At 43.4% G+C, this 13,014-nt stretch carries 11 protein-coding genes; all 11 read right to left on the bottom strand.

The genetic code is table 11. The features are described from left to right. Position 1: 1 nt before the first annotated feature. The 11 genes from H5162_RS11745 to rsmH are packed head-to-tail and all read right to left on the bottom strand — an operon-like array spanning position 2 to position 13,006. Positions 2 to 922 carry a D-alanine--D-alanine ligase gene (locus H5162_RS11745; protein ID WP_149980616.1) on the bottom strand — a complete coding sequence of 307 codons (921 nt, stop codon included), beginning with the start codon at positions 920 to 922 and terminating at the stop codon, positions 2 to 4. Beyond that, positions 919 to 2,358 (bottom strand): UDP-N-acetylmuramate--L-alanine ligase, encoded by a 1,440-nt coding sequence (murC, locus tag H5162_RS11740; RefSeq protein ID WP_259398216.1) that lies wholly within the window; start codon positions 2,356 to 2,358, stop codon positions 919 to 921. The genes H5162_RS11745 and murC overlap by 4 nt, the downstream gene beginning before the upstream one ends. Before the next feature lie 9 nt (positions 2,359 to 2,367). Beyond that, positions 2,368 to 3,477 (bottom strand): undecaprenyldiphospho-muramoylpentapeptide beta-N-acetylglucosaminyltransferase, encoded by a 1,110-nt coding sequence (murG, locus tag H5162_RS11735; protein WP_182778595.1) that lies wholly within the window; start codon positions 3,475 to 3,477, stop codon positions 2,368 to 2,370. Then, positions 3,474 to 4,649 (bottom strand): cell division protein FtsW, encoded by a 1,176-nt coding sequence (gene ftsW / locus H5162_RS11730; protein ID WP_182718050.1) that lies wholly within the window; start codon positions 4,647 to 4,649, stop codon positions 3,474 to 3,476. The genes murG and ftsW overlap by 4 nt, the downstream gene beginning before the upstream one ends. Next, positions 4,646 to 5,971 (bottom strand): UDP-N-acetylmuramoyl-L-alanine--D-glutamate ligase, encoded by a 1,326-nt coding sequence (gene murD / locus H5162_RS11725; RefSeq protein WP_182778593.1) that lies wholly within the window; start codon positions 5,969 to 5,971, stop codon positions 4,646 to 4,648. Before murD ends, ftsW begins: the two co-directional genes overlap by 4 nt. Then, the gene (mraY, locus tag H5162_RS11720) at positions 5,972 to 7,054 is read right to left on the bottom strand and encodes a phospho-N-acetylmuramoyl-pentapeptide-transferase (protein WP_145236872.1); all 1,083 of its coding nucleotides are present in this window, start codon (positions 7,052 to 7,054) and stop codon (positions 5,972 to 5,974) included. Further along, positions 7,048 to 8,436, bottom strand: coding sequence for a UDP-N-acetylmuramoyl-tripeptide--D-alanyl-D-alanine ligase (murF, locus tag H5162_RS11715; protein ID WP_182778591.1), 1,389 nt, complete (start codon positions 8,434 to 8,436; stop codon positions 7,048 to 7,050). Before murF ends, mraY begins: the two co-directional genes overlap by 7 nt. Beyond that, positions 8,433 to 9,938 (bottom strand): UDP-N-acetylmuramoyl-L-alanyl-D-glutamate--2,6-diaminopimelate ligase, encoded by a 1,506-nt coding sequence (murE, locus tag H5162_RS11710; protein WP_182778632.1) that lies wholly within the window; start codon positions 9,936 to 9,938, stop codon positions 8,433 to 8,435. Before murE ends, murF begins: the two co-directional genes overlap by 4 nt. Further along, positions 9,931 to 11,748 carry a penicillin-binding transpeptidase domain-containing protein gene (locus H5162_RS11705; RefSeq protein ID WP_182731646.1) on the bottom strand — a complete coding sequence of 606 codons (1,818 nt, stop codon included), beginning with the start codon at positions 11,746 to 11,748 and terminating at the stop codon, positions 9,931 to 9,933. Before H5162_RS11705 ends, murE begins: the two co-directional genes overlap by 8 nt. Then, a complete protein-coding gene (gene ftsL / locus H5162_RS11700; RefSeq protein WP_145236863.1) occupies positions 11,745 to 12,071 on the bottom strand; it encodes a cell division protein FtsL in 327 nt (108 codons plus the stop codon). Before ftsL ends, H5162_RS11705 begins: the two co-directional genes overlap by 4 nt. Then, on the bottom strand, positions 12,068 to 13,006 hold the full coding sequence (rsmH, locus tag H5162_RS11695) for a 16S rRNA (cytosine(1402)-N(4))-methyltransferase RsmH (RefSeq protein WP_182760322.1): 939 nt from the start codon (positions 13,004 to 13,006) through the stop codon (positions 12,068 to 12,070). The genes ftsL and rsmH overlap by 4 nt, the downstream gene beginning before the upstream one ends. Positions 13,007 to 13,014 lie beyond the last annotated feature (8 nt).

Here is a 13,014-nt window from a genome sequence, read left to right as displayed (position 1 = left end):
ATTAAAGCGTTTGCTCCAAAATGCGAACAACTAATTGCTCAAAGCTTGCACCATTTGCTTTAGCAGCCATTGGCACTAACGATTTTTCAGTCATTCCTGGTACTGTGTTTACTTCTAACAAATAAAAGTTACCGTCTGCATCTTGCATTGCATCAACACGACCCCAACCACTGGCACCCACCAGATCAAATGCCGCTAAAGCCATTGCTTGTAAATGCGTGGTATCGCCAGCTGATAAGTCTGCTGGGCAATGATATTGCGTGGTATTTGACTGATACTTTGCTTGGTAATCATAAAAACCATTCGGGGTGGTCATTTCAATTACTGGCTGTACCTCATCGCCTAGTACAGTGATTGTAAATTCGCGCCCTGTTATCCACTGCTCAACCAGCACTTGGCTGTCAAACTTAAACGCTTCGGCTAAAGCAGCTTCAAGCTCTTGCGCATTATTTGCTTGCGCCATACCAATGCTAGAACCTTCGTGCGACGGTTTTACCATCACTTTTTTCAGTTCATTCATTATCGCTGTAGCATCAAAACCACGTTTGCTATCCACCACCGCATAAGGCGCAGTGCTCAAGCCCGCAGATTTAAATAAATGCTTACAACGTATTTTATCCATCGCCAATGCTGAGCCTAATACGTTACTGCCAGTGTATGGCAACCCCATAAACTCAAGTGCACCTTGAATAGTACCGTCTTCACCACCGCGACCATGCAGGGCGATAAATACTCGTTCAATGCCGAGTTCTTTTAATTGCCATAACGGTTGCTCTTTTGGATCAAAGCCAATTGCATCAACGCCCGCATTTTGTAATGCGTTCAATACCGCTTGGCCTGATTTTAGTGATACTTCGCGCTCAGCTGAGTGTCCACCAAACAACACTGCCACTTTGCCAAACTGTGTGTTTAATTGCGTCATACCTTTACCTGCTTAAGTTGCTCAATCGACAGCGATGTCGCCGCGAGTGTTTTTACTAATTGACCAATATTACCAGCACCTTGGGTTATAACTAAATCATTATCTTGTAACGTATCAGCTAATACTCCAGCTAGTTCAGAGCTACTTGCAACATGCAGTGGTTCTTTACCGCGTTGACGTAAGCTACGACATAAACTTTTACTGTCTGCGCCAATAATTGGCTCTTCACCAGCGCCGTATACATCAAGCAATAATAACTGATCAACATCGGCTAACACTTTTACAAAGTCTTCATATAAATCACGAGTACGAGTAAAGCGATGTGGTTGATAAATCATTACTAAGCGTTTATCAGGCCAGCCTTGGCGAATTGCCGCTATAGTCGCTGCAACTTCTGAAGGGTGATGACCATAATCATCCACCAGCATTACTTTGCCACGTTCGTTTTCAAAATCGCCATAATGCTGAAAACGACGTCCGATACCTTCAAACTGTTGCAATGCTTCTAAAATCGCGTGATCAGCTATTTGTTGATCTTTTGCAACAGCAATCGCTGCAGTGGCGTTCAATGCATTATGTTTACCTGGCATATTTAAATGCACAGTTAATTCATCACCTTGCTTAGTGCGCACTTTAAACTGACTGGTATTTGCCGTTTGGCTAAAATCAGTCATGCGGTAATCGGCGTCGCCCGATTCACCATAAGTGATCACAGGACGGCCAAATCGCGGAATAAGCTCAGCTGCCACTTCTGAATCGATACACACCACAGCAAGGCCATAAAAAGGCAGGTTATGAATGAAATCCACATAAGTGTCTTTCATTTTTTCTAAGCTACCGCCGTAGGTATCCATGTGATCTTCTTCAATATTAGTGATCACCGATACCATAGGTTGCAAATGCAAGAATGACGCATCACTCTCATCAGCTTCAGCAATTAAAAAATCACTTTTACCGACCTTTGCGTTACTACCCGCACTATTAAGTAAACCACCAATAATAAAGGTTGGATCCAGCCCAGCTTGAGCATAAATACTCGCGATCAAACTAGTGGTGGTGGTTTTACCATGAGTACCCGCGATAGCAATGCCGTGGCGAAAGCGCATTAGCTCGGCCAACATCTCTGCACGACGCACAACCGGAATACGTGCCGCCTTAGCAGCAATAATCTCAGGATTAGTTTCATCAATTGCACTTGAAACCACCACTACATTGGCATCTTTAACATTACTTTGATGATGGCCAATAAACACTTCAGCGCCAGCTTGGATCAAACGTTCGGTCATTGCACTATGGGCAATATCAGAGCCAGTAATACGATATCCTTCAAATGCGAGTACTTCGGCAATACCGCCCATTCCTGCGCCACCAATACCAATAAAGTGGATAGTGCTAATTCGGCGCATTGCCGGGCGAGTGCTCTTGTGTGTTGACATTTGTTTCACTTAATTATCTCTTTTTTCTGTTACTTGCAGCGCTGACAAGGGGACACCTGCGGCATCCATACAATGCCATGCGACATTGGCAGTAGCTTCTAGTGTCGCCAATTGCTTAGCATTGCCTGCAAGTTCACTGATTAATGCTGGTTTGGCTAAATACGGGCGTAATAGTTCAACAATACTGTGTTGATTGAACTGCCCCTGTGGCATTAATAATGCCGCATTGCCATCAACTAAAAATTTTGCATTCGCAGTTTGATGATCGTCAACCGCATGCGGAAACGGCACAAACACGGCCATTTTTCCTGCAGCAGCTATCTCACTTACGGTTAACGCCCCCGCGCGGCAAATTACAATATCTGCCCAGCTATAAGCGGTATCCATATCATCAATAAACTCAGCCACCTTAGCTTGTTCAGCACTAAAACCTTGCTGCTGATATGCCTGTGTTACTGAGCCTAAATGACCTTTACCGGTTTGATGCCATGTATTGATCTGAAACTCTTCACTGAGCTGTTTAAATGCTGCTGGCAAAGTTTGGTTTAGCACCTGCGCACCTAACGAGCCACCAACGACCAACACATTAACCGGACTTGATACTTCCCGCATTGCCACATTTGCTACGCTGGCTCGTACCGGATTACCAACCACGTCACTGTATCCAGAGGCAAATGCTTGCGGAAATGCAGCCAACACTTTATTGGCAAACTTGGCTAAGTACTTATTACTCATACCGGCAACTGCATTTTGCTCATGGATCACCAGTGGTATACCTAAGCTTTTTGCGGCAATGCCAGTCGGCCCAGTAACATAGCCGCCCATTGCTAACACAACATCAGGTTGTTGTTTTTTCAATACTTTGCGTGCTTGTAATATGGCATTAATCACCATAAAAGGGGCTTTTACTAAACGTGCAAGGCCATTGCCACGTACACCTTTAACATTAATAAAATCAATCTCAATATTATGCTTTGGTACAACCTGCGCTTCCATTCGATCAGCAGTGCCAATCCAACTCACTTGCCAACCTTGTTGCCTTAAGTGATCAGCCACAGCTATGCCGGGAAAAATATGCCCGCCAGTACCGCCAGCAACAACGACTAATTTTTTATTCATCGCTTGCCTCCACCGGATGTTGCTTGTTTAGTGGCCATTTTGGTTTCAAAATCCACGCGTAATAAAATACCTGCCGCAATAGTCATGATAAGTAAACTTGAGCCACCATAAGATACAAACGGCAAGGTTAAACCTTTGGTTGGCAAAATACCGGCACTCGCTCCCACATTAACCATGGTTTGAAATGCAAACCAAATACCTATTGCGAATGCAAAGTAACCTTCATATTCTTTGCCACATTTAAGTGCTTGCTGACCAATTAACAGTGCTCTAAACACCAAAGTACCAAACACCATTAAAATACTGACGATACCGATAAAACCTAACTCTTCGCCAATCACCGCAAAAATAAAGTCATTATGGGCCTCAGGTAAATATTGCAATTTTTGCACACTATTACCTAAACCTTGGCCAAACCAACCACCTTGGCTATATGCCATCAGCGATTGTACTAACTGGTAGCCTTTACCAAATGGGTCATCCCATGGCTCTAGAAAACCGACTACCCGCGCCATCCGATATGGCTCAACAATAATGAGCAATACGACTAAGCCTACGCCTGTTAATATCAAGGCAAAAAACTGCCATAACTTAGCCCCAGCTAAGAACAATAAGCCTACGGTAGTTACAAACATCACCACCACAGTGCCTAAATCGGGCTGTAATAAAATCAACAATGCGTAAACTGCAAACACCGCGATTGGCTTAGCAAAGCCTTTGATATTTTCTTGAACTTCCTCGCGTTTACGCACTAAGTAACCGGCGATATAACTGAAAAAGAATAATTTAGCCGCTTCAGCAACCTGAAAGCCCACCGGACCTACTGGGATCCAACGTTTTGCGCCATTCACTTCACGCCCAACGATTAACACCACTATCAGTAGCGCCATGCCAAACAGTAATAAGTAAGGATTCGAGCGTTTCCACCAAGTCATTGGTACACAGCAGGTGATCCAAAACAGCACAAAGCCCATCGCCAAAAACATGCTGTGGCGAATAATAATATGATAGGGATTGTTAAATAAGCGATCAGCGGTCGGCATCGACGCACTCGTCACCATCACAAACCCCAAGCCAATTAGCATGATCACACAATATAACAGTGGCACATCGTATAACTGCGCCGAAGGCTTAGGAGTCAGGGTGTCACGAATATTAGCTAAAGCAATCATACTGCCTCCGCTAATACGCATTGACTAAAGTGCTCACCACGTTGCATATAATTGTTATACATATCTATACTGGCACATGCAGGTGCAAGCAACACAATATCGCCCGCAGTGGCAAGTTGCTTGGCAAGCATCACCGCTTGCTGCATATTTTCTGTTAAGTGGCCTTTGTCAGTCAACGCAACCAGTGCTTTGGCATCTTTACCAAAACAAATAAGCGCTTTAACTTGCTGTTGTAAATACGGCTTTAAGCTATCGAGATCGGCGCCTTTGGCATCGCCTCCGGCAATCACCACTAGTTGCTTGGCCTGATCGGCTAAACTTTCTATCGCCGCAATGGTGGCCCCGACATTCGTAGCTTTAGAGTCATTAAAATATTTAACCCCCGCTTGCTCGGCAACAAACTGACAACGATGCGCCAAGCCAGTAAATTGGCTAAAAGCTTGTGCAAACTGACTAGCACTGATATCAAATGGGCTCAATAATGCCATAACCGCTAACGCATTTAGCTGATTATGACGACCAACTACGGCCAAGCTACTAACAGGCAATAGAGCTTTGCCTTGATAACTAAAGTAACTGTCACCTTGATACGTCATTAAACAATAATCCGCATTTTCTAAGCCAAAGCTTAATTGCGGCATTGTTTGTGTATACGTTGCTGGGTCAGTCTTATTTACTACAGCCAGCGCGGCATTAGCATAAATCGTTTGTTTTGAATCAATATAGGCTTGGTAGCTCGGGTAACGGTCTAAATGATCTTCCGACACATTAAGTACCGTAGCGCTAACCGGTTTTAAGCTGTGCATCGTATCGAGCTGAAAACTCGATAGCTCTAATACGTAAACATCAAAATCATCAGCTAATAAATCCAGTGCGGCAGTACCAATATTTCCGCCAAGTCCGACTTTATAGCCAGCCGTTTTCAATACTTCATAAGCCAACGTAACGACAGTCGATTTACCGTTAGAGCCTGTTACAGCCACCACCGGCTTGTCTGTTAAACGAGCAAATAACTCAATATCACCAATCACTTCAACACCCGCTTGCATTGCTTGTGCAACTGCTGGAAGTGTTAAACTTAAACCGGGGCTGATGATGATCATATCAGCGCTTTCAAGCTGTGCAGTTGCCAAATTACCAAACTGCGTCGTTAAATTTGGCGCATGTTGTTGTAACCAATCACAACCGGGCGGTGATTGGCGACTATCAACTACATTAGGCGTTAAACCTTGAGATAATAAAAAACGCACAATGCCCAGACCGGTTACACCGAGTCCGAGCACTGTAATATGTTTGTTTTTCATCTCGTTTAAATACGTCATTTACCTGATCTTTAATGTTACTAGGCCAGCTAACACTAGCACGATAGAAATTATCCAAAAACGCACGATAACTCGTGGCTCAGGCCAGCCTTTTAATTCGTAATGATGATGGATTGGTGCCATTCTAAAAATCCGTTGGCCACGTAATTTATAAGAGCCAACTTGCAAGATAACCGACAGTGCTTCCATCACAAATACACCGCCCATAATGATTAAAATTAACTCTTGGCGAACTAATACAGCAATAATACCCAATGCTCCACCAAGCGCTAATGAACCAACATCACCCATAAATACTTGTGCTGGGTAAGTGTTAAACCATAAAAAGCCTAATCCGGCACCAACAATGGCGGTACATACCACAACCAACTCACTGGCCAATGGTAAATGTGGAATATGCAAGTAAGCTGAGAAATTCACGTTACCTGTTAAGTAAGCGATAATAGCCAGTGCTGCTGCCACTAAAATAGTCGGTACAATGGCCAGACCATCCAAGCCATCGGTCAGATTCACAGCATTTGACGTACCCACCACTACAAAGTAAGTCATAACTATGTAAAACAAACCTAGCTGCGGTAATACATCTTTAAAAAACGGCACTACTAATGATGTTTCGTTGGCATGATTAGCAGTAAAAAATAATGCGCAGGCAACCACTAAGGCAATCACTGACTGCCAAAAATACTTCCATTTAGCAATTAACCCTTTTGGATCTTTGCGGATCACTTTACGGTAATCATCAACAAAGCCCACAATTCCCAATGAGCCGATCACAAACAAGGTAGCCCATACATATTTATTCGCTAAATCAGCCCACAGCAAAGTACTGGTAAAAATAGACGCTAAAATTAACAAGCCTCCCATGGTTGGGGTGCCTTTTTTCGATAGATGCGACTCCGGGCCATCGTTACGAACCACTTGACCAATTTGCATTCTTTGCAAAGCACGGATCAACTTAGGCCCAAAATACAATGAAATTAATAATGCCGTTAAAATACCAAATACAGCGCGAACGGTTAAATACGAGAACACATTAAATGCACTGTAATATTGTGTTAAATACTCAGCCAGCCAAACTAACATTGAGATACTCCATTGCGGCCAGTTTGCTGGCTGTTAACTAAATCTTGTACTAATAATTCCATGCGAGAACTGCGTGATCCCTTCACGACTATGGTGGTTTTTTGTGCTGAGTCAGTTAACTGTGCTTGTAATTGTTGCAACAGTTCCTCGCGGCTTGAAAAATGCCGCTGTGGTTTAGCAAATTCATCACTGGCGTATTGACTCAATACACCTAAGCTATACAACTCATCAATACCTTGTTGTTTGGCATAGGTACCAACTTGTTGGTGATAAAGCGCAGCTTCTTCACCAAGTTCTCCCATATCACCTAACGCTAAAATACGCTGACCTTGTATATCACTAAGTAAATCAATCGCGGCTTTAACCGATTGCACATTGGCATTATAAGTGTCATCAATCACGGTTAGTGTTTCATTGACTTGAATAATGTTTACTCGGCCTTTTACTTCAGCCATGGTTGCTAGTGCCGTTGCCACCGCCTCAAGACTAACGCCAAATTCACAGGTTAATGCAGCTGCTATAAGGGCGTTTGTAACATTGTGACGACCAGGTAATGCAAGCTTAACGGGTACTCGCTGCTGCTTGGTACAAATATAAAAAGAAGCATGAGCTTGCTCATCGAGACTGACTTCTTCTGCCCAAATATCTAGTTGTTCAGTGCTTGAAAAACGTTTTACACTGCGCCCTTGTAACTTAGTAAGCCAACCATCACTGAATTCGCTGTCACAGTTAACTAGCGCAATGCCATGCTCTTTCAAACCATCGTAAATTTCACTTTTAGCCGTTGCTACACCCGCAAGAGAGCCAAAACCCTCAATATGTGCAGCTGCCACATTACAAACAACGGCAACATCGGGCTTAGTCATCGCCGTGGTATAGGCAATTTCACCAATATGGTTAGCGCCAAGCTCAATGACCGCATATTTGTGCTGCGGTTCTAGGCGTAACAAGGTTAATGGCACGCCAATATCATTATTAAAATTACCTTTGGTAGACAGTACTTCACCGTGAGGAGCTAAAATAGCTGCGCACATTTCTTTTACTGTGGTTTTACCGACACTACCTGTAATTGCGATAGTTTTTGGTGCCACACTGGCCATTACCGCAGCACCAATTTCACCTAGCGCAATACGCGTATCAGTAACTAAAAACTGTGGAATATCAACGGCAACTTTTTGACTAACAATAGCGGCTATTGCGCCTTTGTCTTTCGCTTGTTGTAAAAACTGATGGCCATCAAAATTAGGGCCTTGTAGGGCTAAAAATACTTCTCCTTCGCATACGGTGCGAGTATCGGTATTAATATTTTTTACTGTTTGATTATCACCTTGATAATCAGTTGCTAGCACATTTGCTAGCCAATCAAAATCCATTGGGATCATAACTGCGATCCTCTTATTTGTTGTTCTTGTGGGTCTAGCTTTTGCTTTTGTTGTAAGTGCTGCTGGACAAATTTACGATCGCAAAAATCTATCCGTTGCGTACCAATTATTTGATAATCTTCATGGCCTTTACCTGCAATAAGCACTACGTCATTGGCATTTGCGTTATCTATTGCAAAGGCAATAGCATGAGCACGGTCAGCTTCTAAGTGCGCACGGTCAGGCTGGCTTAAACCAGCAGCAACATCTTTAATGATCTGCCATGGCTCTTCGCTACGCGGGTTATCACTGGTAATAATTACTTTATCAGCATTTTGCTCAGCCGCTTGGGCCATCATTGGTCGCTTGCCTTTATCACGGTCTCCGCCGCAACCAAATACACAATTTACGCCACCGGGCACATGTTGTTGCAATGCTTGCAATGCTAAAGCTAACGCATCTGGCGTGTGAGCATAATCAACAATACAGGTTGGTTGGTTTGGCGCGCTAAATGCTTGCATGCGTCCAGCAACTGGTTGCAAGCTTGCACAACCGGCTGCCAGTTGATCTAATGGGTAACCTAAACCAAGTAAAGTTGCGATTGCAGCCGCTAAATTATATAAATTAAATTCGCCAAACAGCGGACAGGTAATAGCAATATCACCCCAACTTGTAGTCAACTGTGCCGATATACCGGTTTTATGGTAAGAAACATCAGTAAAGTACACAAACTTAGCACCTTTTGGCTGCAAGTTTTTATGGCCATAACACACTAAGTTATTAAAATCGTATTGTTCTAACCATTGCTCTACTTGGTTATCATCTTGATTTAGTACCACCAGCTGCGCGTCAAAATCTCGCATTAGCATTAACTTTGCATCGGCATAACTGGCCATATCACCGTGGTAATCTAAATGATCGCGCGATAAATTGGTAAACACAGCAGCTTTAAAGTGCGTTTTCGCAACACGCTGCTGTACCAAACCATGTGATGACACTTCCATCGCCACCAGTTTGTTATTGTCAGTGGCAAGTTGCGCTAATATTCTTTGTAAATCAACACAAGACGGTGTGGTATTGATTAACTCAGTTAAACTTTCTGGTTGCCCATACCCAAGCGTACCGATAATCGCTGATTGGGTGTCGCAAAACTTAGCTAAATGAGCAATCATCGCAGTGGTAGTTGATTTACCATTGGTGCCAGTAACACCCACCACATCTAATTGTTTACTTGGTTGCTGATAAAAATGACTCGCTAATGCGGGCAATTTCTTATTCAAATCGGAAATTAAATAAAGCGGCTCAAAATCACATTCAAACTCACATAAACGATCTGCAATTACTGCGACAGCACCATTTGCAATCGCTTTATCTATAAATTGTCCGCCATCTAATTGATGACCTTTAATTGCTACAAAGACATCCCCAGGGGTTACATCTCGACTATCTAAACGTAAGTGCCTTACTAATAAGCTTGTTGCTGCTACTTCTATTTGTTGTAAAATTATTTTTAAATCACGCATCATCATCTATGCCCTTCACGTAGGCAACCGAGCCTTTGTCTGGTGCCACGTTTAAAATTCTTAACGCATTGGAGATTATTTCTGCAAACACTGGTCCTGCAGTTGCACCGCCATAATAAACATCTCCACCGGGCTCATTGATCATTACAACAACAGCTAAACGTGGATTACTCGCAGGTGCTATACCAGTAAAGTAACCTACATACTCATCACCATAACCACCTGCGGCAGCTTTTTTAGAGGTACCCGTTTTACCCGCAGCACGATAACCATCAACTTTTACCCGGCTCGCTGTACCACCTTCTTCAAAAACGCTTTCCATCATATGCACAACCGCTTCAACATCTTTTTGTTGAAAAACACGCTCGCCTTCAGGGATTGAATCTTGCTTGAGGATGGTCAATGGTCTATTGATCCCGCCGGCACCTAACATGGCATAAAAACGCGCCATTTGTGCGGTGCTTACAGCAACGTTATAACCAAAAGAAAGTGCTGCAATTTCATGGTCAGACCAACGTCGATTCGGATAAAACAAGCCACTACTTTCACCAACCATGCCGGTGCCTGTATCTGAACCAAAGCCAACCTTTTGGAACAAGCCAACAAAGTAATCCTTCGGTACATCTTGCGTTATTTTTGTCACCCCCATGTTACTGGAGTACTTTAAAATCTCACGTAAGGTCATTTCACCATGGTTACGCGAGTCTGTAACTAACGTACCACCAATGCGCATCCAGCCTGGGTAAGTATCAATTTTATCATCCGGTTGGATTGAGCCGTAGTCTAACCCAGCTAATATGGCTAGAGGCTTAACGGTTGAACCTGGTTCGAACAAATCCGTGATCGCTCGATTTCGGCGTTTATGCGGGGCTGCATCATTTAAATTATTTGGATTAAAAGACGGGCTGTTAACCATCGCTAACACTTCACCAGTTTTCACATCGACCACCATCGCAGAGCCAGACGTTGCTTTGTAGGTTAGAACTGCTGATTTTACTGCTTTATAAGCAATCGCTTGAATGCGTTGATCAATACTTAAATGAATACTTTCAGGCTCGATCCGTTCACGTTCATCAAGCACTTCAACTTCACGACCCTGTGCATCTTTGCGAATTGTGCGACGACCTTCAACGCCAGTTAATGCGTTTTCGTAAAGCTTCTCTATGCCTTCGATACCTTTGCCATCAATATTAGTAAAACCAAGCACATGTGCGGTAACTTCTCCGGCAGGATAATAGCGTTTTGATTCATCTAATAGATGAATACCAGGCAGACGTAAGTCGCCAATATAATTGGCAACGGCAGGGGTTACTTGGCGTTTTAAATAAACAAAGCGGCGACTGGCATCATCCCGCAAGCGACCATTGATTGTTTTCGGTTCAATACGCAGTACGTCGGCAAGTTCACGCCAACGCAAATCATTTTTGTAGTACAACGCAATACGCTGTTCAAGTAGCGCGGTATTTTCTGCAAGAGCATTCTCATCTTCGCCATTTTTACGCGCTTGCTTGAGCACTTTAGCACGCAATGATTTATGCAATGCTTTAGGATCCGCATACACGCTTACCACAGGCACACTAACTGCAAGTTCTTTACCATGACGGTCAAAAATCATCCCGCGTTGCACATGCAACTTTTCCACGCGCACAGTACGTTTATTACTTTCTGAACGGGCTTTATCAGGCTCGATAACTTGTAAATAAGCAGCACGAGAAACTAAAGTAACAAAAACCAGCAGCACCACAGAGCACACCAGCATAAAACGCCATGTGATCAAACTATTAACTGGTTTTTTCCCTCTACTTCTCATGGTAGTACTATCACCTGTTCGTCTTGGCTTGTGGACCGTTTCATCTGAAGTTGCTCGATAGCAATTTCTTCAATGCGTGCATGTTGCGAATAAAACTCTTCTTCAACTAATAGGTAACGCCATTCTAAATCGAGTTCATCTCGCTGTTGTAACAACTGATCTTGCTCAATCAGCTCTTGGCGAGCAAAGTGAGTGACCTGCACCACACTCAAACTTGATGCGAATATCACAACCAACAAGGCCGAGGTTAGCTTATTAGCTCCTAGGCCTTTGATTATTTCTAAAAATAAATTGGGTTGTCGATGATTCGCTTTAGGCTTCATCCCAACCTCTGTGCCACCCTAAGTACTGAACTGCGTGAACGTGGGTTGCGGTCAACTTCAGCTTGGCTTGGCTTAATAGCTTTACCCACTGCCTTTAACGTCAGATTTTTATTTATTTGTGCATCAGTTAAAGGCAGACCTCTGGGTAATGCCACTCCCTTACTCTGTTTTTTAATAAACTGTTTAACAATACGATCTTCTAGTGAATGAAACGAAATCACCACTAACCGACCACCGGGCTTTAGTACACCCAGCGCAGCTTGTAATGCCGTTTGAATCTCTTCCAATTCACTGTTGATATAAATACGAATAGCTTGGAAAGTACGCGTCGCAGGATGTTTGAATTTGTCTTTTACTGGCACTGCTTCGTCAACTAAATCAGCTAGTTGCTTAGTTGTTGTAATCGGCGTATGTGCTCGCACTTCAAGCACTTTATGTGCAATACGACGACCAAATTTTTCTTCGCCATAAGTTTTGATCACATGAACAATCTCCTCCAGCTCGGCTTCAGCTAACCACTGCGCAGCACTGCGGCCGCTGGTAGGATCCATGCGCATATCAAGCGGGCCATCTTTCATAAAGCTAAAACCACGCTCGGCATCATCTAGTTGTGGTGATGACACACCGATATCTAATAAAATGCCATCTACTTTTCCTAATAGATCGTTTTGCTCTGCCACTTCGTATAGATTAGAAAAGCGAGTATGGGCAATGGCAAAACGACTATCATCGGCAAACTTTTCGGCAGACTTGATCGCTTGTGGATCTTGGTCAATAGCTTGTAATCGACCATGTTCACCAAGGCGCGCCAAGATTTGTCCAGAATGTCCGCCTCGGCCAAATGTACCATCCATATAAATACCGTCTGGCTTAATTGCTAGACCTTCGATGGTTTCGTCCATTAGTACGGAAATATGTTCAAATTGCGCTGTCATTAGCTATT

It is taken from the genome of Pseudoalteromonas sp. SR41-8 (assembly GCF_014163915.1).
Classification (GTDB): domain Bacteria; phylum Pseudomonadota; class Gammaproteobacteria; order Enterobacterales; family Alteromonadaceae; genus Pseudoalteromonas; species Pseudoalteromonas rhizosphaerae.
This window is presented reverse-complemented; position numbering and strand designations above follow the sequence as displayed.

Coding starts and splice junctions, on each gene's coding strand:
- H5162_RS11745 (WP_149980616.1), bottom strand. CDS start 922: ATGACGCAATTAAACACACAGTTTGGCAAAGTGGCAGTGTTGTTTGGT.
- murC (WP_259398216.1), bottom strand. CDS start 2,358: ATGTCAACACACAAGAGCACTCGCCCGGCAATGCGCCGAATTAGCACT.
- murG (WP_182778595.1), bottom strand. CDS start 3,477: ATGAATAAAAAATTAGTCGTTGTTGCTGGCGGTACTGGCGGGCATATT.
- ftsW (WP_182718050.1), bottom strand. CDS start 4,649: ATGATTGCTTTAGCTAATATTCGTGACACCCTGACTCCTAAGCCTTCG.
- murD (WP_182778593.1), bottom strand. CDS start 5,971: ATGACGTATTTAAACGAGATGAAAAACAAACATATTACAGTGCTCGGA.
- mraY (WP_145236872.1), bottom strand. CDS start 7,054: ATGTTAGTTTGGCTGGCTGAGTATTTAACACAATATTACAGTGCATTT.
- murF (WP_182778591.1), bottom strand. CDS start 8,436: ATGATCCCAATGGATTTTGATTGGCTAGCAAATGTGCTAGCAACTGAT.
- murE (WP_182778632.1), bottom strand. CDS start 9,938: ATGCGTGATTTAAAAATAATTTTACAACAAATAGAAGTAGCAGCAACA.
- H5162_RS11705 (WP_182731646.1), bottom strand. CDS start 11,748: ATGAGAAGTAGAGGGAAAAAACCAGTTAATAGTTTGATCACATGGCGT.
- ftsL (WP_145236863.1), bottom strand. CDS start 12,071: ATGAAGCCTAAAGCGAATCATCGACAACCCAATTTATTTTTAGAAATA.
- rsmH (WP_182760322.1), bottom strand. CDS start 13,006: ATGACAGCGCAATTTGAACATATTTCCGTACTAATGGACGAAACCATC.